The organism is Nocardia anaemiae NBRC 100462, assembly GCF_001612725.1.
Taxonomy (GTDB): domain Bacteria; phylum Actinomycetota; class Actinomycetes; order Mycobacteriales; family Mycobacteriaceae; genus Nocardia; species Nocardia anaemiae.
This window is the reverse complement of record NZ_BDAZ01000045.1, coordinates 64,479-84,056: the sequence shown is the minus strand read 5'-3', so window position 1 is coordinate 84,056 and position 19,578 is coordinate 64,479. Positions and strand designations below refer to the sequence as shown.

Below are 19,578 nucleotides of genomic sequence, written 5' to 3'. Positions count from 1 at the left end.
CCGGATGGAAGCGGTGCCGGTCATAGTTTCCGGGATGTTCACACGTCGCCCGGATTGTCCCGATACATACACCGACCCGGTGTGGAAGGGGATCGCACACCGGGCCGATGTCGCATCATCTGCCGGGCAGTGGCAGACGATGCGCGGGGTGCCCGGACCTCCCGACAAGGTCGGCACCCATCACCCGAGCGGCGAGGGAGGGCAACTCGGGCAGTTCCATCATGCGTCGCGTTGGTTGACCATTACCAGTGCGGCGCCGAAGACAATTGCGACGAAAACCGCGAAGTAGAGCAGGCCGCCCCACGGTCCCCAGTGCCAGTTCGCCGTCGATTCAGAGGCGCTGTAGAAGTGGCTCGCATTCGCGAAGGGCAGGAACGGCTGCACATTGCGCCCGAAGCTGCCGAAGGCGCCGAGCAGCGGCTCGATCAGCAGCGGCCACAGCACGATCAGCGAAATCGCCGCGGCCGACTGCCGGACCAGTACACCGATGCCGACCGCGAGGATCACGCCGAGGAACGTATAGATCGGAATGCCGTAGATCTCACGCCAGGCATCACCGCCGGACAGCGTCAGATTGTTGGCCGCATCACCACCGATTGCCTTGGCAATCGCATAGGCGGCGAAGGCCAGCACGATGGTGAGCACCGCGCCGTACACGCCGACCAGACCCGCCTTGGTGGCGATCACCTTGGCGCGATGCGGTGTCGCCTGGAAGGTGGTCCGGATGATGCCGAAGCGGTATTCGCTGGTCACCGTCAAGGTGGCCATGATCATCAGGACCATGACGCCGAATCCGCTGATCCCGCCGACCGCCGTGGACACGGTGAGATCGAGCGCATTCTCCTTGCCAGAAGACGAGCGGGCCACCGCCGCGAACAGCGCGGCCAGGCCGAGGGCGAGCACCACCACGATCGCCGAGCACCACCATGGCGACCTGGTCGAGGTGAGCTTGATCCGTTCCGCTGCCAACACGCCCATCAGAGCGCACCTCCCATCACCTGGTCGAAGCCTTCGCCGTGGTACTGCACCGCGCCACCGGTCATCCGCATGAAGGCCTCCTCCAGCGAGGCCCGCTGCGGCGCCAATTCGTACAGCGTGATCTCGTTGGCACCGGCCAGCTTGCCGACCGCGTCACTGGTCACTCCGGCCACGACCAATGCGGCGCCGTCTTGGCCGACGACACCGTCCTCCCGGACGGTCATGCCATTGGAGGTGAGCAGGCTGCGCAGCTGCTCGAGCTGCGGACTGCGCACGCGCACCGACTGTTCCGAGGCGCGCTCGATGAATTCCTGGGTGGTCGAATCGGAAATCAGCTGACCGCGTCCGATGACGACCAGATGCTCTGCGGTCTGGGCCATTTCGGAGAGCAGATGACTGGAGACCAGCACGGTCCGGCCCTCGGCCGCGAGCCGCTGCATGAAGCGGCGGATCCAGAGGATGCCCTCGGGGTCCAGGCCATTCACGGGCTCGTCGAACAGCAGCACCGGCGGATCGCCGAGCAGTGCACCGGCCAGGCCGAGCCGCTGCGACATGCCAAGGGAGTAGCCACCGGCCGTCTTGCCCGCTACCTCGGACAACCCGACCAGCCGCAGCACCTCGTCCACCCGGGATATGGCGATGCCGTTGGAGGCGGCCATCCACTGCAGATGCGCGCGGGCCGAACGGTTCGGATGCACCCACTTGGCATCCAGCAGCGCACCGACGGCGCGCAGCGGATGTTCCAGCTCGTGGTACGGCTTGCCATTGATCAACGCGGTGCCCGCGGTGGGCTTGTCCAGCCCGAGGATCATCCGCATGGTGGTGGATTTACCAGCGCCGTTCGGCCCAAGAAAGCCCGTCACCTGTCCGGGTCGAACAGTGAAGGAGAGATCTTGAACCGCGACGGTCTGCCCGAAATGCTTGGTCAGGCCTCTCAGCTCGATCATGGTGACCAGCTTTCCTCATTACGCGGCCATGCGCGTCATTAAATGGTGCCTAGTTCGATCATCCTCGAGGATGACCAGGGATGCGGTCGGCCCCGAGTCGCCATCAGGGAATCCCCCTGAGCGGTGCCCCCGTTAACGAGCACAGGCGCCGAGCGGGCCGCCACATAACAGCCGCTGTCAGTGGACTGTAGGCCGTCCCCTCGCCGATCACGGTAGCCGGGCCAACACCATGCCGGAGTCGACCGGGGCCTTGTCTACTCGTCATCGCGCTCATGGGTCGGCCAGGCCACCGCCGCGACCGGCACCCAGCGGAAACCGGCCGCCACAGCCAACTCGAACGCAACTGTCCCGCTCACGACCGCGCCTCGCCGACGCTCGGCTCTATCGCATGCTGTGCTGATGGTGCTCACTGACCGCGGCGGTCCGACCGCCGCCCACCGATGGAACGACAGCCGTGGCAGCACGGTCTCCACATCGGCCACACTCATGATCGCGCTCACCGCAAACACATTCAGGCGTTAGAGTGCTCGGCCTCGCCGCCACCGCCAGCGCGCGGATCGCGTCGACCACGATGCACTCGGCAGTCTCGGAGCGATTGAAGAAGCGTCGCATATCCACTGAGTACCTCGCACAGGCTATAGCTTGTGCGAGGTGCTCACTGGATATGCGACGGCTCAGGGCGGGGACTCAGCGCGCTGGTGAGGACGCCTGGGCCCAGAAGCGTTTGGGAATGCGTCCCGCTCGACGCGCCAGGTGACCGGCATTGACCGCATCCTTCATGGCGGCGGCCATGAGGGCCGGGTGTTGGGCGCGGGTGACGGCGGTGGCGAGTAGGACGGCAGAGCAGCCGAGTTCCATGGCCAGTGCGGCGTCGCTTGCGGTGCCGATGCCCGCGTCGAGGATGACCGGGACGCCCGCGGCCGCCACGATCATCTCGATATTGTGCGGATTGCCGATGCCGAGTCCGGTGCCGATCGGGGCGCCGAGCGGCATGACGGCGGCGCAGCCCGCATCCTCGAGTCGGCGGGCCAGGATCGGGTCGTCGGTGGTGTACGGCAGTACGACGAATCCGGCGTCGACCAATTGCTCTGCGGCGGTGAGCAATTCGATCGGGTCCGGGAGCAGGGTGCGGTCGTCGGCGATCACCTCGAGTTTGACCCAGTTGGTGTCGAGCGCCTCGGCGGCCAGTTGCGCGGTGAGCACGGCCTCGGCAGCAGTGTGACAGCCCGCGGTATTGGGCAGTGGCGTGATCTCGAGGCGCTTGAGCAAGTCGAGCACGCCGGTCCCGCCGACGGCATCGACCCGGCGCATGGCGACCGTGGTCAGCTCGGTGCCCGAGGCGATCAGCGCCTCCTCCAGCACCGCGAGATTCTCGGCGCCGCCGGTGCCCATGATGAGGCGGGAACCGAACCGCTTGCCCGCGATCTCCAGTGTGTCAGGGGTTTCCAGTGCGTCAGCCACCCTGAACCGCCGTCAGCACTTCGATCTCCCAGCCGCGACCGACCGGCTCGTCCCAGCGGGACTTCGGGAAAACCGCACCGTCCACCGCGAGCGCGACGCCCTGCGACGGCAGCCCGAGACGGTCGAGAAGTTCACGCACCGTGAGGGATCGGTCGAATTCGTGGTCCTGCCCGTTCACCGTGACACCGATGGGGACCGAGGTCATCGAACTCCTCCTGCAGATCTAGCGAGTGACGACGGGTGCGCCGTCGAAAAACGTTGCGGGTCGGCGGCTTTCGCGTCATCGAGCAGTGCGCCGTCGAGCAGGCTCAGCACCGCGTCGACGGTGAGCGGTACCGCGAGCATGCCGTTGCGGCCGTGTCCGGTGGCGGCCACGACTCGGTCGGTGAGCCGCCCGATAAGGGGCAGGTTGTCGGGGGTGCCCGGCCTGGAACCCGCACTGGCCTCGGCCAATTCGTATTCGCCGATACCGGGCAGCACCGCCTCGGCGTCGGCGATCAGGTCGCGGACCCCGGCGACTGTCACCGTTGTGTCGAAGCCCGCCTCGTATTGTGTTGCGCCGACGACGATTCCGTCCGCACGCGGCACCAGATAGACCTGCCTGCCGTGCACGCGCGCGCGAATCACGCGCCGCGGCGGGGGTGTCGCGCCCGGACGATGACGCAGCCGCAGGATTTCGCCCTTCACCGGGCGGACCGGAAGGTCGGGCCACAGGCGCGACGATGCCGCGCCCGCGGCGAGCACGATCTGGTCGTACGGCAGCGCGTCGACCGAGTCGACCGTTTCGGCGCGCACCGCGACTCCGGCTGTGCCGCAAGCTTTTTGGAGTGCGTCCAGCAGTCGTCGGTTATCGATGGCGGGCTCGGCGGTGGCGCGGAGACCGGCGCGCACGGTGCGTGCCAGCGCGGGTTCGAGGGCTCGTACACCGGCTCGGTCGAGCACCTCGAGCTCATGGCCGCGCGCACCGACCCATTCGGCTACCGTGCGCAGGTCGGCGGCGTCCGCGCCATCCAACGCGACGGTCAGGGTTTCGTCGGCGACGAATACCGCTACACCGGCCGTCGATTCGAGGCGGGCGGCGAATTCGGGCCAGCGGGCCAGCGAGGCCGCGCCGAATTCCAAGACCAGATCCTCCCCCGGCCAGCCCTCGGACAGTGGTGCGAGCATTCCCCCGGCAACCCAGGAGGCGCCGGAGCCGACGGCGGGATCGAATAGGGTGACCGACCAGCCCGCCTCGGCCGCCCGCCAGGCGGCGGCGAGTCCGATGGCGCCGCCACCGACGACCGCCAGAGTCCGCATCAGATCCACCTGCCTCACTATTCGCATCCCCACGGTAGCGCGACTACGGTCGAGCAGGTGCAACCCTCCCACCCGTTCCGGTCTCTACCGCCCAGAGAGCGTTTGGCTACCGCCCGGCTGTATCTGTGCACGGACGCACGCAGGGAGAAGGGCGACCTGGCCAAGTTCGCCGAGGCCGCGTTCGCGGGCGGTGTCGACATCATTCAGCTCAGGGATAAGGGCTCTCCCGGTGAGGCGAAGTTCGGCCCGCTCGAGGCCAAGGCCGAAATCGGCGCACTCGCCGAATTGAAGGCCGCGGCCCGCAGGCACGGCGGACTGATCGGGGTGAACGACCGCGCCGATATCGCATTCGCCGCCGGAGCCGATGTGCTGCACCTGGGACAGAACGATCTGCCGCCGTGGTACGCGCGGCGCATTCTCGGCCCCGATGTGGTGATCGGGCGCTCCACCAACAATCGGGCGCAAGCCGGGCTCGCCGCGATCGACGAACACATCGACTACTTCTGCACCGGCCCGGTGTGGGCGACACCGACCAAGCCCGGACGTCAGGCGGCGGGCCTGGACCTGGTGCGCTCCACCGCCGACGCCCACCCCACCCGCCCGTGGTTCGCAATCGGCGGCATCGACGCCGAGCGCCTACCCGAGGTGCTCGCCGCCGGAGCCCAGCGCGTTGTCGTGGTGCGCGCGATCACCGAAGCGCGCGATCCGGAGGCGGCGGCGCGTCAGCTGAAGACCGCACTTCTGCAAAACGCTCAATTCGGCTGAGACTCGCCCATCTTCAGGACAGCACCTGAACTCGGGTAAGCGCCAAGATCGAATCGTTCGAATCCGCATCCGGCCGCACGGCATCCGTCGAATCCATATCCGCATCGACGATGCGGGCGTAGGCACCAGGTCCTTCCGGATCGGCGTGCAACCAGACGAAGCCCTGATCGGCGAGGTCGACGGTGCGGGGCAGCGCGGCCGCGACGGTACCGGCGTCGTCCACGTCGATGTCGTCGAGGCAGACGCGCGCCGGAGCGGCCCGCAGCGCGGGCCAGGAGAGGGCGAAGCCGGGGTGCAGCGGATGGCTGTCGACCTCCTGCTCGGGAACCCAGGCCAACGCACTGCTTTCCCGGTTGCGACTGGTCGGCAGCGTCATCACCGCATCGGCGACCACGGTGGTGTACGTCCAGCCACTCAGTGCCGTCGCGGTGATTCGCTCGCCGCGCACCCGAACATCGGCCGGATCGATACCCGCTTCCTCCCAAGCCTCGCGGACCGCCGCGTGCACCGGGGTCTCGTGGCTGTCGCGGGCGCCGCCGGGCAGCGCCCAGGTGCCGCCCTGATGACTCCAGGGCGCGCGGTGCTGCAACAACACCGCCGAACCGCCGCCCGCGAGCGGTGCGCGCAGCAGCAGTCCAGCGGCCCCGAAGCGGCCCCAATGCCGCAATCCGTCCGGGCCGTGTGACCAACCGTCACCGTCACCACGCATCTGGTTACCATCCTCATCTAGCCGTTGCGCGGTTGTTTCACACGCCACGGCGCCGGTAAGACCACAATAAGCTCCGAGCAGGAGCACATGTGCGCACCAACCGGGGAGGTGGAGATGGCAGCGCTCGACTCGACGACGGCCCCGCGGCCGCCGTCGGTCACGGCCGATGTCGGGCCCGAGCGGCTGGACGTGCCGCGCGAGGCCGGGCTACGCGCCCATCTGGACCTGGCCAACCTACGAACCTTCGCGCTATCGACCCCGGGTCGGCTCATCGCCATCGGACTGCTGCTCATCGGCCTGTGCCTGGCCGCGGGCATGATGACCGCCGCGACGGTGAGCGATCGCCAGCAGTCGCTGGACATCCTGCTCGACGACACCGAGCCGGACGCGAACTCCTCCCATCACCTCTACACCTCGCTGTCCATCGCCGATGCCGCGGCGAGTACCGCGTTCATCGCGGGCGGTCTGGAACCGGAGACGGTGCGCGACCGCTACAGCCAGGCGCTGGGCGAGGCGTCCGCGGAATTGGTGACGCAATCGGGGCACGCGGCTGGACAGGCCACCGATGACGATCCGGATACCCGGCTGCGTACGGGCATCGCCACCGGCCTGCCGGTCTACTCTGGTCTGGTCGAAACCGCCCGTGCGAACAATCGCAACGGGTACCCGGTCGGCGCCGCGTATTTGAGCGAGGCATCGAATCAGATGCAGACCGTCCTGCTGCCGATGGCCGCACAGCTGCAGAGTCACCGCTCCGACGCCGTGAGCGCGGCCCAGCGGCATCACGTGCAGCCGCCGTGGTCCGCGATCGGCCTATTGATCCTGGCGTTGGGAGCGTTGGTCTGGGCGCAGTTCGATTTGTCGAAGCGCTGGCACCGGGTACTCAATCCGGGACTGCTGCTCGCTTCGGCCGGGATGCTGATCCTGTTGGCGTGGACGCTGATCGCCGGATCCGTCTCGGCCGCGGAGATGATCGGCGGCCGCGATCACGGCGCGGTGCCGAGTTCTCGGTTGACCGAGAGCCGCATTCTGACCCAGCAGGCGCGTTCGGCGGAGACACTGAAGCTGGTGCGCCGCGACGCCACCGGCGACTACGACCGCACCTACGAGTCCAGCGTCACCCGGCTCAACGAACTGCTCAGCGGCTATCCGTCCGACGCACCCGAGGCCGATGAGATCGCGAAGGCCCGTGAGGCACTCACCCGTTGGCGAGCGGCTCATCAACGCATGAACGATGCCCTCGCCCACGGCGATTTCGTCGGCGCGGCGACCGCGACGACCGGACCGGGCTCGGCGGACGCCACGGCGCAAGTGGAATCGCTGGACCGAGCACTGGGAGTGGGCCTGGATGCGACGCGCGAGACGTTGCGCGACAACATCTCCGGCGCGGCCAGGTCACTGGACTTCCTGGCGCCGGGCGCGATGGTGCTCGGCATATTGGCCGCGGCCTATGTCGGCCTCGGTATCTGGCCGCGACTTCGGGAGTACCGATGAACCGCGTGCGCGGACTGCTCGCCGCGCTCGCCGCAACCGCTCTGCTCGCCGGGTGCGCGGCGGGCTCGGACACGATCGATACCAAGACCACCAAGTACACCGAACCGCCGCTGCCCGCCAAAGCCGTTGCGATACCGACGGATTCACCAATTCCACCGGAACGTGACGAGCAATGCGGCGATCCGACCGCGAGTCTGCGACCTACCGGAGCGGGTGCGGCCGCCCACGGACCGACCATCGATGCGATTCGCGCCCGCGGGCGGCTGGTGGTCGGATTGGATACCGGCAGTAACCTTTTCAGCTTCCGAGATCCGGTCAGCGGCACGATTGTCGGATTCGATGCCGATATCGCCAGGGAGGTCGCCCGGGATCTGCTCGGTAGTCCAGACCAGATCGAATACCGCAGTCTCGGATCCGCCGAGCGTGAATCCGCGCTGCAGAATCATGTCGTCGATATCGTCGCCAAGACGATGACGATCAATTGCGAACGGCGGCAGAAGGTCTCCTTCTCGACCGTCTATCTGCGGGCCAATCAGCGTGTGCTCGCGGTGAAGAACTCCGGTATCCGAAGTCTGGCCGATCTGGCCGGTAAGCGGGTGTGCATCGTCTCCGGCACCACCTCGCTGGACCACATGCGCCGCGAGCAGCCCGCCGCGACCATCCTCACGGTGCCGACGTGGGCGGACTGTCTGGTCGTGCTGCAGCAGCGTCAAGTCGACGCGATCAGCACCGACGACGCCGTTCTCGCTGGACTCGGTGTACAGGACTCGGCGTACACCGAGTTGGTCGGCCCCAGCATCAGCGTCGAGCCCTACGGAATCGGAATCCCCAAGGGCAACGACGATCTGGTCCGCTTCGTCAACGGCACGCTGGAGCGCATCCGCAACGACGGCACCTGGGCCCGGCTGTATCAGCAGTACCTCATCGCACTCGGGCCGGAACCAGCCCCGCCCGCGCCGACCTATCAGGACTGACGGCGATGACATCACCGCACGATGCCGCCGATTCGACCGAGAGCGAAAATGTCAGCGCCGCTTCCGATGAAACGGTTCGTCACCAGTCCTCCGCCGAAACGATCCGTGACCACCGCGCCTCCCACGAGACCCGCCGCCGAACCGCCTCCGGCGAAACCGTCCGCGGCGACAATATGGCCGCCGAATTCACCGTTGGCGCATGGAACGCGCCGGAGCCCACCTCAGCCGCGATCGTGCGCACCTCCGGTCGCAGCGTGCGCACCGCGCGGTCGCGACCGACGACGCGCAAACTCGGCGCCGGACTGGTCACCATTCCGAATATCCCGCCCGCCGATCCACGCACCGCGGTGCTCGCCGATCCCGTTGTCTCCGAGGGCAGACGCTTCTGCTGGCGCTGCGGCAATCCGGTCGGCCGTGCCACCGCGACCCGTCCCGCGAGAACCGCTGGTACCTGCGAAACCTGCGGTGCGCCATATGATTTCCGCCCGTCGCTGCACGAGGGCGATATGGTGTCGAGCCAGTACGAAGTCCAGGGCTGCATCGCGCACGGCGGCCTCGGCTGGATCTACCTCGCGATCGACCGCAATGTCAGCGACCGCTGGGTGGTGCTGAAGGGCCTGCTGCACGCGGGCGATACCGAGGCCCAAGCGGTGGCGGTGGCCGAACGCCAATTCCTCGCCGAGGTGGCACATCCGAGCATCGTCAAGATCCACAACTTCGTCGAGCACACCGGCCCGGACGGCGAGTCCATCGGCTACATCGTCATGGAGTACGTCGGCGGTCGCTCCCTGCGCGATATTCTCGACACCTACCCGCGGCCGCAGCGGATGCCGGTCCCCGAGGCGATCGCGTATCTGCTGGAGATCCTGCCCGCGCTGGAGTATCTGCATTCGATCGGGTTGACCTACAACGACCTCAAACCCGACAACATCATGGTCACCGAGGATCAGGTCAAACTCATCGACCTCGGTGCCGTCGCCACCATCGACGCATACGGAAACCTATACGGCACCAGGGGTTTTCAGGCTCCCGAGATAGCCAGGACCGGGCCGACGGTGGCCTCGGACATCTACACCGTCGGGCGGACGCTTGCCGTGCTGACGCTGAGCATGCCGATGGAGCAGGGCCGCTATCTCGACGGCATTCCCGATCCCGCCGACCATCCGGTGCTCCAACGCTACGAGTTCTTCCATCGCCTGCTGCTCTGTGCGACCGATCCCGATCCCGAGCGCCGCTTCCCCTCCGCACGCGTCATGTCCGCCCAGCTGGCGGGTGTATTGCGCGAGATTATCGCCATGGACACCGGTGCCGAACATCCACAGCTGTCCACAGTTTTCAGTCCACAGCGGGGCAGCTTCGGCACCGAGGAGTTGATCAGTCAGACCGACGCGTATGCCGACGGCATCGCCAGAAGCAACCTGCTGCGCGCCAGCGAAGTGGCTGCGGCACTTCCGGTTCCACTCATCGATCCGACCGACGCATCCGTGCCGGTGCTCGCGGCCGTGGCACATCCGGAGCCGAACGACGCGCTCGCGGCGTTGCAGGAGGCACATGAGCGCGCCGCGGCCGATCCGGAAAAACCCCAGGAGACACGGGATCTGGAGCTGACGCTGGCCGAGGCCAGGCTCCGGCTCGAACTCGGCGAATCGGCGGCGGTGCTGCATATGCTGTCGCGACTGCCCAGCGATCACGATTGGCGCATCGACTGGTATCTCGGCTACGCCCAGCTGCTGGAGCTGGATTACGAACAGGCCTACAACAGCTTCGATGCGGTGCTGCGAGTGCTGCCCGGTGAGATCGCACCCAAGCTCGCACTCGCGGCGACCGCGGAACTCGTTCTGCAGCACTGGGATTCGGCCGACCACGAACAATGGCGAGCCTATGCGGAGCAGTTCTACGCCACCGTGTGGCGCACCGACCGCGCGGTGGTGAGCGCCGCATTCGGCCTGGCCAGGCAGTCGGCCGCGGCGGGCCAGGTCGACGAGGCCGTGCGCGCGCTCGATGAGGTGCCCGCCACCTCCCGGCACTACACAACGGCCCGGATGACCGCGGTATGGCTGCTGCTCACCGCCGCGCCGATCGCCGAACTCCCCGAATCCACACTGCACATTTCGGCCGCACGTGTTGCCAGCCTGCCCAGCGGGGAGAGCCGCGCTACCCAGATGCGCGTGCTCGTCCTCGGTGCCGCGCTGGCCTGGCTGCAATCGGGCAATACGCCCGCGAGCGACGAGGCCACCCTCTTCGGCGCGCCGTTCGCCGAGCGCGAGCTGCGCGCGGGCACCGAGGCCGGACTGCGCGCCCTGGCCCGCACCGCCCCCGGTCGCAATCACCGCTACGCCCTCGTCGACCTCGCGAACTCGATCCGAGCAAAGACCTGGATATAGGTTCGAAGCCGGACGACTGGTTCCGCAGGGACATGGGTAACTCGCCGGACCGGAACCGAGCGACCCTCGCAACCGTCGGCCCGCGCCGATAATCCCCCGCCTTCCAACGACCGGCAGCGCAACGCAAAACCCGGCCGGGAGGGAATCCGGCCGGGCTCGGATCGCGATTCGCGGAGCAGTCGGCACGCCGATAATCCCCGGTGTTCCGCGCTCGGCCCGCCCCGGGGGCAGCCGGAGCGGGCACATCGGGAGCGGCGAGGGCGTCGCGGTCCCGATAGCGGCGGAGGTCCGGCCCCGGTTTCGGCGTCCGGCGCGAACCTGATCCGACACCAATACTGCCGCAGCGACTGTGAGGATTCCGTGAGGTTTTCTAGGGTCGCTCAATCAGTACGCTGAGCTGCGACAACGCCGAGCGCGGCCTGTGCGATCGCCAATTCCTCATTGGTCGGCACGACAAGCACGGCCACCTCGGCCCCCGGTGCGGAGATATGCCGGGCGGCACGCTCCCTGGCGGTATTGCGGTCCGGATCGACTTCGATGCCGAAGCGGGACAGTCCGGCGAGCGCGTCGGCGCGGACCTGCGGACTGTTCTCGCCGACACCCGCGGTGAAGGTGATGGCGTCGACGCCGCCGAGCTCGATCAGATACGCGCCGAGATAGCGGCGCAGCCGGTGGATGTACACGTCATAGGCCAAGCGGGCCGCGGCATCGCCCGCGTCGATCAGCCGCTGCAACTCACGGAAATCGTTGACACCCGACAGGCCCTTGAGTCCGGCGTTGCGGTTCAGCATTTCGTCGATCTGGTCGACATCCATGCGGGCCGCACGGACCAGATGCGCGATGATCCCCGGATCGAGATCGCCGCCCCTGGTGCCCATCACCAGCCCCTCCAGCGGGGTAAGGCCCATGGTGGTGTCGATCGGATGGCCGCCGCGGATGGCCGATGCCGATGCGCCGTTGCCGAGGTGGAAGACGATCTGATTCAGGTCGGCGGGATCTCGGTCGAGCAGCGCGGCGACCCGGCCGGAGACGTACTCGTGTGACGTGCCGTGAAAGCCGTACTTCCGAATACCATGCGCGGCAGCGAGTTTCGCGTCGATGGCGTACGTCTTGGCGGCATCGGGCAAGCCGTGGAAGAACGCGGTATCGAAGACCGCCACCTGCGGGACGCCGGGCAGCAGTTCGCGCGCACTCTCGATGCCCGCGACATTCGCCGGATTATGCAGCGGCGCAAGCGAAGACAGATCGGAGATGGCGGCGACCACGGCATCATCGATGAGCGTCGGCCGATAGAACACCTCGCCGCCGTGCACAACTCGGTGCCCGACCGCGCGCACACCGGCTGCGGCGAGATCGTGGCCGGATTCGGCGAACACATCGAAGACCAGCCGCAACCCCGCCGTGTGATCGGCGATCGGCTCGCGACGTTCGACGGTTCGGCCGTCGACCTGATGCTCGATCCCGGCCTGCTCCTCGCCGATCCGATCGACCATGCCGAATGCCGCGACCACGCCGGACTCTGGCTCGAGCAGTTGGTATTTGATCGACGACGAGCCGGAATTGATCACCAACACCAGATCATCGTGGCCACCGCCGCTTATCGAATCGCTCCGCGATGCCGCGTTCATATCTGCACCTCCTGCATCACGCGCGTGTCCCGCACTCGGTCCGCAACCGCGAATCCGGGCGCATTGTTCCGCCGTGTGCCACACCGCACATCAGCCCTCCTGCGCCTGGATCGCGGTGATGGCAACGGTGTTGACGATGTCGGCGACGAGCGCACCGCGGGACAGGTCGTTGACCGGCTTGCGCAGTCCCTGCAGCACCGGGCCGATGGCGATCGCACCGGCGCTGCGCTGGACCGCCTTGTAGGTGTTGTTACCGGTGTTGAGGTCGGGAAACACGAAGACCGTCGCGCGCCCGGCCACTTCGGAGTCCGGGAGTTTGGTGGTGGCCACGGTGGGTTCGATCGCGGCGTCGTACTGGATCGGGCCCTCCACCAGCAGTTCCGGCGCGCGCTCGCGGACCAGTTTGGTCGCGACGCGCACCTTGTCCACGTCGACGCCGCTGCCGGATTCACCGGTCGAGTAGGACAGCATCGCGACGCGCGGGTCGATGCCGAAGCGGGCCGCGGTGTGCGCGGAGGAGATCGCGATATCGGCCAGTTGCTCCGAGGTCGGATCGGGCACGACGGCGCAGTCGCCATAGGCGAGCACCCGATCGGCCAGGCACATGAGGAACACACTGGAGACGGTGGAGACACCCGGCACGGTCTTGATGATCTCGAAGGACGGCCGGATGGTGTGCGCGGTGGTATGCGCGGCACCGGAGACCATGCCGTCGGCAATGCCCTTGTGCACCATCATGGTGCCGAAATACGAGATATCGGCCATGGTTTCGCGGGCCCGCTCCAGCGTCATGCCCTTGTGCTTGCGCAATTCGGTGTATTCGGCCGCGAATTCGTCGAGGTAACCGGAGGTGCGCGGGTCGAGTACCCGCGCGGCCGAGATATCGACGCCCAGTTCCGCGGCGCGGGCGCGCACGGCCGACTCGTCACCGAGGATGACCAGTTCCGCGATTTTGCGCTGCAGTACCCGACCGGCGGCGCGCAGAATCCGGTCGTCGTCGCCCTCCGGCAGCACGATGGTCTTGCGGTCGGCCCTGGCGCGTTCGATCAGCTGATATTCGAACATCTGCGGCGTCACCACCGAGGTATCCGGAATCTCGATGCGCCGCAACAACTCCGACGCCTCGACATGCTGTTCCATCAGGGCCAACGCGGTATCGACCTTGCGCGGGCTGCCCGCGGACATACGGCCGCGGGTGCGGTAGGCGGCGCTCGCGGTGTCGTAGGTGCCCAACTCGGTGGTGAGGATCGGCAGCTTGGGTTTGAGGCCGTTCATCAACCGGGCGATGGCCGGATGCGGCAGCATACCGCCGTTCATGATGATGCCCGACAGCGACGGAAAGCCTTCCGCCTCATGCGCATTCACGACGCTGAGCAAAACGTCGGAGCGATCGCCCGGCGCGATGACGACGACGCCGTCGACCAACCGCTCCAGAATATGTTCGGCCGTCATGCCGCCGACCATGATCTTCAGCGCCTCGCGCTGCAGCAATTCCACATCGCCGCTGTATATTTCGCCGTCGATCGCGGTACACAGCTCGGCCATGGTAGGCGAAATGAGCAGTGGCACTTCAGGTAACGTCCAGGACGGTACATCGAAGCCCTTCAGTGCAGCGCGGACTTCATCCAATTGCTCCGGCTCGCAACGGTTCGCGATGATGGACATCAGATGCGCATGTTCGAGAGAAAGCTCATGCGCGCACAATTCGGCCAGCTGCTTGACCTCGTCCGGCGTGCGGCCAGCACCGCGCACCACCAGCAGAACGGGCGCGCCGAGGTTCACCGCGATACGGGCATTGAAGCGCAACTCGCTCGGGCTGGCCACATCGGTGTAATCGCTGCCGACGATCACCACCGCGTCACACAGCTTCGCGACCTCATGGAACCGCATCACGATCTCGCTGATCGCGGCATCCGGATCCGCGTGCACCTGCTCGTAGGTGACGCCGATGGCCTGCGCGTAGTCGATATCGGCGGTGCTGTGCTCGAGCAGCAGTTCCAGGATGTAGTCCGGCTCGGTGGTGGAGCGGGTGATCGGCCGGAATACGCCGACCCGGGCGGTGGTCGCGCACAGCATCTGGAGCATGCCGAGGGCCACCGTCGATTTTCCGGTGTCACCCTCCGGAGATGCGATGTACACAGCGGATGGAGCGGTATCGGCCATGTTCGAGAGCTTAGTGAACCGGCGGCTACCTGGACCGTTCGGCGAGACAGCGATCACGAATTCCGATTCGCGCCGATCCGGATATAGTCCGGGCATGGCTGAGCAATTCCCGAAGCGGCAGTGGGGTTCGAACACCAATTTTCTTGCCCGCCTAGCGACCAAGCTCGCTTCGACCAAACCCGGGTCGTGGCTGATTCGGAAGGTCACCCCGCTGGATCGGGCCATACTCGAGCGCACGAATGCCAAGTACACCCTCCTCGGCCCGATCGGCGCCCCGGTCATGTTGCTGACCACCACCGGCCGCAAATCCGGTGCGCCGCGCACCCAACCACTGCTCTGCCTGCACGACGGCGACACCATCTACGTGATCGGCAGCAACTTCGGCCAGCACAAGCACCCGGCCTGGACCACCAACCTGCTGGCGAACCCGAACGCCACCGTCGCCATCGCGGGCCAACGCATCCCCGTCCGCGCCACCCTGGTGGAATCCGATAAAGACGATCTGTTCGCCCGCTTCGTCGAAATCACCAGCGCCTACAGCGTCTACCGCACCCGCACCGCCCGGGACCTCCGCATCTTCGCCCTCACCCGCGCCTGACCATTCCGCACCATCCCGATGAGTTGCGGATTTCGCAGGGCCACGCTGAGTCCGAGCCGACCAGCGCACCGAGACCAGTCGAATGGCCGCGGCGGAGTTCGTCGCGGTTCGACTCGCCTCGCGGATCCTTCCGCCGAGCCGACCGGCCATTGCGGAACCGAACATGGCGCGATCAGGCCGAGCACGACGGGACCGTCCGAACACGACGCGACCGGCCGAGCACGACGGGACCGTCCGAACACGACGCGACCCGACCACAACTCGGCCGTGCTCGAGGTAGAGCACATAGCCGCCGAGCGGATCACCGTGCGCGACGAGCACACCCTCGTCGCCGCGAACACGCCGGGACCGACCGAACACGACGCGACCGAACACGACGATCCGACCAAGCGCGGCGGGACCGACCGAATATGGCGCGATCCGACCGAACACAACGCGACCCGACCGAACACAACACGACGATCCGACCAAGCGCGGCGGGGACCGACCGAATATGACGGGACCCGACCGAACACGGCGCGACCCGACCAAGCGCGCCGGAGCTGACCGAACACGGCGGGTGGGCTGACGATGCTCGGTCGGTACGACCGGTTGCGGGTCTGCCGAGAGCGCGGATTCCAGGTTGCGCTAGAACAGCTCGCGGAAACGGGATTGGCCCGACTGTGGTGTCCGGCCGAATATCGACGGTTGGGAGCCAACGATATTCAGCCGGGACGACCGCCGGGTCGGAGCGGTTCGGCTCAGCCCAGGGCGCGGAGGCGGGGGGCCAGGTCGCGCTGGAAGAGGTCGAGGAAGCGGGACTGGTCGTGGCCGGGGGCGTGGAAGACCAGGTGGTTGAGTCCGGCATCGAGGTAGGGCTTGATCTGTTCGACGGCCTGGTCCGGATCGTTGGCGACAATCCAGCGCTTGGCGATCTGCTCGATCGGGAGGGCGTCGGCGGCGGCCTCCATTTCGATCGGGTCGGTAATAGAGTGCTTCTGCTCGGCGGTCAGCGAGAGCGGGGCCCAGAAGCGCGTATTCTCCAGCGCCAGTTCGGGATCGGTGTCGTAGGAGATCTTGATCTCGATCATCCGGTCGATCTGCTCGATGGTGCGTCCGGCCTTGGCGGCGCCCTCCGCGACGGCGGGCATCAACTTCTCGGTGTAGAGGTCCATGCCCTTGCCGGAGGTACAGATGAAACCGTCACCCGCGCGGCCCGCATAGCGCGCGACCAGCGGCCCGCCCGCGGCGATGTAGATCGGGATGCCGCCCTTGGGCACGTCGTAGATGGACGCGCCGACGGTCTTGTAGTACTCGCCGTCGAAGTCGGTGCGCTCACCGGTCCACAGTGCGCGCATGAGGTCGACGGATTCGCGCAGCCGGGCGAAACGCTCCTTGAATTCCGGCCATTCGCCGGTGTAGCCGGTGGCGATCTCATTGAGCGCCTCACCGCTGCCGACACCGAGCATGATCCGGTCCGGGTACAGACAACCCATGCTCGCGAAGGCCTGTGCGATCACGGCGGGGTTGTAGCGGAAGGTCGGGGTGAGCACCGAGGTGCCGAGTTGGATGCGCTTGGTGCGCTCGCCGACCGCGGCCATCCAGGCCAGCGAGAACGGCGCGTGTCCGCCCTTGTGCCGCCACGGCTGGAAATGGTCGCTCACGGTCGCGCTGTCGAGGCCGTGTTCCTCGGCCGCCACCGCGATTTCCACCAATTCTCGCGGTCCGAACTGTTCTGCCGACGCCTTGTATCCGAGCTTCAGATCACCCATATGCGCCACTCCTGTCGCTTCGCTCAACGGTCCGTGCGGGAGGTTCCGCACACCGTCGGCCGCCTGAATCCCGCGACCGCATCCCGGTACAACCGCAAGGGCGACACGGGAGTTCCCGGGCCGCGATCGGCCTACCTGAGCGCTGCGCGATCGGTTCTCACACGGCCTCCCCTCGACCATAGTCAGCCCGCCCCCACATCCAAGGTCGCCCCCTGCTGTCGCATACCCAGTGGGCATCGCGCACAACTCATAGCTTCTGCGAGGTCCGCACTGGATATGCGACAGCAGAGTCCGTGCGGTGTGGGGATGGTCGCATCGGAGTTGGTATCCGCGCGCGGAGTCGGCGGATAGCCGACAATTGACTCGTGAGCACACCAGATGAGCCGATCCTGTCCTACCTCACCGATATGGATGGGGTGTTGGTGCACGAAGACCATCTGGTGCCCGGCGCCGACAAGTTCCTTGCCGAGCTGCGCAGCAAGGAGATTCCGTTCCTTGTGCTCACCAATAACTCCATCCGCACGCCGCGCGATCTGCAGGCCCGCCTGCGCCACACCGGACTCGACATTCCGGAGGAGGCGATCTGGACCTCGGCGCTGGCCACCGCGACCTTCCTCAATGACCAGCGCCCCAATGGAACCGCCTATGTGGTCGGCGAATCCGGTCTCACCACCGCACTGCACGAAATCGGCTATGTGCTGACCGATAGCGATCCGGACTATGTGGTGCTCGGCGAAACCCGCACCTACTCCTTCGAAGCGATCACCACCGCGATCCGCCTGGTAGACCGGGGCGCACGCTTCATCGCCACCAACCCGGACGCGACCGGACCGTCGCGCGAGGGCCTGCTCCCCGCGACCGGCTCGGTCGCCGCGCTGATCACCCGCGCGACCGGCAGGGAGCCGTACTACGTAGGCAAGCCGAACCCGCTCATGATGCGCTCGGCCCTACGCCGAATCGGCGCCCATTCCCAGTCGACGGTGATGATCGGCGACCGAATGGACACCGATATCGTCTCGGGTCTCGAGGCGGGCATGCGCACCGTTCTGGTCACCACCGGCATCTCCACCCGTGAATCCGTCGAGCAATTCCCCTACCGCCCCACCATGGTCGTCGACTCGGTAGCCGACCTGGTCGGCCGAACCGACAAACCCTTCGCCTGACCGGAGAATCAAGATCAGATGGCACTGGTGGCGGAGGCTTCTCGCGTTTTGCCGCCTTGATTTCCACGTGATCATCCGTCCAGTTATGACTCAGGGGCGGGTGTGATTGCGTCCAGGGCGGCGGAGAGTTGGGTCATGAGTTGTACGGTGCGGGCTAGTTGGTCGGCGCCGAGTTGGTCGGTCAGGCGCTTCGCCATGACCGCGTGGTGTGGGTTGATGCGTTTGATCGCCGCGCGACCCGCGTCGGTCACCGCGACGAGTTTGGCTCGGCGGTGCGCCGGATTCGGCTGGAACTCGGCAAGTCCCTTGTCCACCAGCAGGTCCGCGATTCGCTGCACACTCTGCCGGGTGATCCCCATGGCTCGGGCGATTCCGGCCACCGGCAGCGGTTCGCGCAGTACCGCGCCGAGCACCTGCCACCACGCCGCCGTGATTCCGCCGGGTGCGGCCAATTCCTCTGCGATGGTGAGGAATTGACCGTTCAGCTGGAATGAGGTGATGGCGACCGCGGCGAAGAGTTCCTGCTCGGGCGTGTCGGTCATATCGGAACTCCGGTTCTGCGCGCTTCGGCGATCATCCGCGAATTCTTCCTCACACGGAAGCGGTGGCCCGCTGCGCCTCGTACTCGGAAAGCTCGGCGAATGCCGCCGGATCGCTCTGACCGAACAAGCGGTACCACGCGTCGAGCACATGCGGTTCATAGACATCGAGCCTGCGCAGCACCTCGCGAGCGAATTCGAACGGCGCGGTCGGGCCCGCCGTGATGAGATCGCCGTCCAGCACCGCCGCCTGGTCCAGATAGCGATCACCTCCCGAATATCCGCTGTAGGCAAGGTATTCCGCGGCGGCACCGGTATGCGCGTGGCCATCGAGCAGGCCCGCTTTCGCCAATCCGAAAGTGGCACCGCAGATCGCCGCGACCGGGACCCTCGCGTCCAGGAACTCCCGCGCCTTGTGCGCGAAGGGCTCGAGTTCCCCCGTCTCCCAGGTGTCGGCACCCGGCAGGATCAGCATCGCGCTCGCGGCGGGCGTGAGATCGGCGAGCACCATATCCGGCACGATGCGCATCCCGCCCGTCGTAGTGATCGGATCGGCGGTGAACCCAACGGTCTGCACCCGGAAGGTTCCCGGCGCCTTCTGCCAGAGGGGGCGATTGATATGCGCGGTCGCCGCGCCGACCTCCCAGTCGGCGAGCGTGTCGTAAACAGCCATGTGAACTATTTGCGTAGCCATGACAGTATGCTGTCATGTATGACAGCATACT

The 19,578-nt window shown here is 66.8% G+C and carries 18 protein-coding genes; 7 read left to right on the top strand and 11 right to left on the bottom strand.

The genetic code is table 11. The annotated features are described in order from the left end of the window. Positions 1 to 219: 219 nt before the first annotated feature. The 5 genes from NA5_RS24985 to thiO form a co-directional block, all read right to left on the bottom strand. On the bottom strand, positions 220 to 978 hold the full coding sequence (locus NA5_RS24985) for an ABC transporter permease (RefSeq protein ID WP_062990158.1): 759 nt from the start codon (positions 976 to 978) through the stop codon (positions 220 to 222). After that, the gene (locus NA5_RS24980) at positions 978 to 1,925 is read right to left on the bottom strand and encodes an ABC transporter ATP-binding protein (protein ID WP_062990156.1); all 948 of its coding nucleotides are present in this window, start codon (positions 1,923 to 1,925) and stop codon (positions 978 to 980) included. Before NA5_RS24980 ends, NA5_RS24985 begins: the two co-directional genes overlap by 1 nt. 687 nt (positions 1,926 to 2,612) lie before the next feature. Continuing rightward, a complete protein-coding gene (locus tag NA5_RS24970) occupies positions 2,613 to 3,374 on the bottom strand; it encodes a thiazole synthase (protein ID WP_084484402.1) in 762 nt (253 codons plus the stop codon). A gap of 4 nt (positions 3,375 to 3,378) precedes the next feature. Then, entirely contained in the window at positions 3,379 to 3,591 is a 213-nt protein-coding gene (gene thiS / locus NA5_RS24965; RefSeq protein WP_062990150.1) for a sulfur carrier protein ThiS, read from the bottom strand. Continuing rightward, entirely contained in the window at positions 3,588 to 4,685 is a 1,098-nt protein-coding gene (thiO, locus tag NA5_RS24960; protein ID WP_062990284.1) for a glycine oxidase ThiO, read from the bottom strand. Before thiO ends, thiS begins: the two co-directional genes overlap by 4 nt. 57 nt (positions 4,686 to 4,742) lie before the next feature. Here thiO and thiE point away from each other — a divergent pair, with 57 nt between their 5' ends. After that, entirely contained in the window at positions 4,743 to 5,450 is a 708-nt protein-coding gene (thiE, locus tag NA5_RS24955) for a thiamine phosphate synthase (protein WP_062990148.1), read from the top strand. A 13-nt stretch (positions 5,451 to 5,463) separates the two neighbouring features. On the opposite strand, the gene NA5_RS24950 is transcribed toward thiE, so the two are convergent. Continuing rightward, on the bottom strand, positions 5,464 to 6,159 hold the full coding sequence (locus NA5_RS24950) for an NUDIX hydrolase (protein WP_062990146.1): 696 nt from the start codon (positions 6,157 to 6,159) through the stop codon (positions 5,464 to 5,466). Positions 6,160 to 6,273: 114 nt separating this feature from the next. Between NA5_RS24950 and NA5_RS24945 the strand changes: the two genes are divergently transcribed. Genes NA5_RS24945 through NA5_RS24935 form a run of 3 tightly spaced genes read left to right on the top strand, consistent with a single transcriptional unit; the run spans position 6,274 to position 11,011 of the window. Next, entirely contained in the window at positions 6,274 to 7,653 is a 1,380-nt protein-coding gene (locus NA5_RS24945; RefSeq protein WP_062990283.1) for a GlnX family signal transduction membrane protein, read from the top strand. Further along, entirely contained in the window at positions 7,650 to 8,627 is a 978-nt protein-coding gene (locus tag NA5_RS24940) for a glutamate ABC transporter substrate-binding protein (RefSeq protein ID WP_062990144.1), read from the top strand. Before NA5_RS24945 ends, NA5_RS24940 begins: the two co-directional genes overlap by 4 nt. Before the next feature lie 5 nt (positions 8,628 to 8,632). Continuing rightward, positions 8,633 to 11,011, top strand: a complete 2,379-nt coding sequence (locus NA5_RS24935) for a serine/threonine-protein kinase PknG (protein ID WP_245672381.1) — start codon at positions 8,633 to 8,635, stop codon at positions 11,009 to 11,011. Between the two features lie 380 nt (positions 11,012 to 11,391). On the opposite strand, the gene NA5_RS24930 is transcribed toward NA5_RS24935, so the two are convergent. Then, complete coding sequence (locus NA5_RS24930; RefSeq protein ID WP_062990141.1) at positions 11,392 to 12,639, bottom strand: acetate kinase; 1,248 nt, start codon at positions 12,637 to 12,639, stop codon at positions 11,392 to 11,394. Positions 12,640 to 12,729: 90 nt separating this feature from the next. Further along, entirely contained in the window at positions 12,730 to 14,802 is a 2,073-nt protein-coding gene (gene pta, locus NA5_RS24925) for a phosphate acetyltransferase (RefSeq protein WP_062990281.1), read from the bottom strand. A 94-nt stretch (positions 14,803 to 14,896) separates the two neighbouring features. Here pta and NA5_RS24920 point away from each other — a divergent pair, with 94 nt between their 5' ends. Together NA5_RS24920 and NA5_RS24915 are read left to right on the top strand one after the other, a co-directional pair. Beyond that, complete coding sequence (locus NA5_RS24920; protein ID WP_062990139.1) at positions 14,897 to 15,400, top strand: nitroreductase family deazaflavin-dependent oxidoreductase; 504 nt, start codon at positions 14,897 to 14,899, stop codon at positions 15,398 to 15,400. A 267-nt stretch (positions 15,401 to 15,667) separates the two neighbouring features. Beyond that, positions 15,668 to 15,946: a hypothetical protein gene (locus tag NA5_RS24915; protein WP_062990136.1), complete on the top strand. Its 279-nt coding sequence runs from the start codon at positions 15,668 to 15,670 to the stop codon at positions 15,944 to 15,946. 194 nt (positions 15,947 to 16,140) lie between these two features. Here the strand turns inward: NA5_RS24915 and fgd are convergent, their stop codons facing one another. Continuing rightward, positions 16,141 to 17,151 carry a glucose-6-phosphate dehydrogenase (coenzyme-F420) gene (gene fgd / locus NA5_RS24910; RefSeq protein ID WP_062990134.1) on the bottom strand — a complete coding sequence of 337 codons (1,011 nt, stop codon included), beginning with the start codon at positions 17,149 to 17,151 and terminating at the stop codon, positions 16,141 to 16,143. 407 nt (positions 17,152 to 17,558) lie between these two features. Between fgd and NA5_RS24905 the strand changes: the two genes are divergently transcribed. Beyond that, on the top strand, positions 17,559 to 18,314 hold the full coding sequence (locus tag NA5_RS24905) for an HAD-IIA family hydrolase (RefSeq protein WP_084484400.1): 756 nt from the start codon (positions 17,559 to 17,561) through the stop codon (positions 18,312 to 18,314). 83 nt (positions 18,315 to 18,397) lie between these two features. On the opposite strand, the gene NA5_RS24900 is transcribed toward NA5_RS24905, so the two are convergent. Then, complete coding sequence (locus NA5_RS24900) at positions 18,398 to 18,856, bottom strand: MarR family winged helix-turn-helix transcriptional regulator (RefSeq protein ID WP_062990130.1); 459 nt, start codon at positions 18,854 to 18,856, stop codon at positions 18,398 to 18,400. Between the two features lie 49 nt (positions 18,857 to 18,905). Continuing rightward, positions 18,906 to 19,526, bottom strand: a complete 621-nt coding sequence (locus tag NA5_RS24895; RefSeq protein ID WP_245672380.1) for a DJ-1/PfpI family protein — start codon at positions 19,524 to 19,526, stop codon at positions 18,906 to 18,908. Between the last annotated feature and the right edge of the window lie 52 nt (positions 19,527 to 19,578).

Coding starts and splice junctions, on each gene's coding strand:
- NA5_RS24985 (WP_062990158.1), bottom strand. CDS start 978: ATGGGCGTGTTGGCAGCGGAACGGATCAAGCTCACCTCGACCAGGTCG.
- NA5_RS24980 (WP_062990156.1), bottom strand. CDS start 1,925: ATGATCGAGCTGAGAGGCCTGACCAAGCATTTCGGGCAGACCGTCGCG.
- thiS (WP_062990150.1), bottom strand. CDS start 3,591: ATGACCTCGGTCCCCATCGGTGTCACGGTGAACGGGCAGGACCACGAA.
- thiO (WP_062990284.1), bottom strand. CDS start 4,685: ATGCGGACTCTGGCGGTCGTCGGTGGCGGCGCCATCGGACTCGCCGCC.
- NA5_RS24950 (WP_062990146.1), bottom strand. CDS start 6,159: ATGCGTGGTGACGGTGACGGTTGGTCACACGGCCCGGACGGATTGCGG.
- NA5_RS24945 (WP_062990283.1), top strand. CDS start 6,274: ATGGCAGCGCTCGACTCGACGACGGCCCCGCGGCCGCCGTCGGTCACG.
- NA5_RS24940 (WP_062990144.1), top strand. CDS start 7,650: ATGAACCGCGTGCGCGGACTGCTCGCCGCGCTCGCCGCAACCGCTCTG.
- NA5_RS24935 (WP_245672381.1), top strand. CDS start 8,633: ATGACATCACCGCACGATGCCGCCGATTCGACCGAGAGCGAAAATGTC.
- NA5_RS24930 (WP_062990141.1), bottom strand. CDS start 12,639: ATGAACGCGGCATCGCGGAGCGATTCGATAAGCGGCGGTGGCCACGAT.
- pta (WP_062990281.1), bottom strand. CDS start 14,802: ATGGCCGATACCGCTCCATCCGCTGTGTACATCGCATCTCCGGAGGGT.
- NA5_RS24920 (WP_062990139.1), top strand. CDS start 14,897: ATGGCTGAGCAATTCCCGAAGCGGCAGTGGGGTTCGAACACCAATTTT.
- fgd (WP_062990134.1), bottom strand. CDS start 17,151: ATGGGTGATCTGAAGCTCGGATACAAGGCGTCGGCAGAACAGTTCGGA.
- NA5_RS24905 (WP_084484400.1), top strand. CDS start 17,559: ATGGATGGGGTGTTGGTGCACGAAGACCATCTGGTGCCCGGCGCCGAC.
- NA5_RS24900 (WP_062990130.1), bottom strand. CDS start 18,856: ATGACCGACACGCCCGAGCAGGAACTCTTCGCCGCGGTCGCCATCACC.
- NA5_RS24895 (WP_245672380.1), bottom strand. CDS start 19,526: ATGGCTGTTTACGACACGCTCGCCGACTGGGAGGTCGGCGCGGCGACC.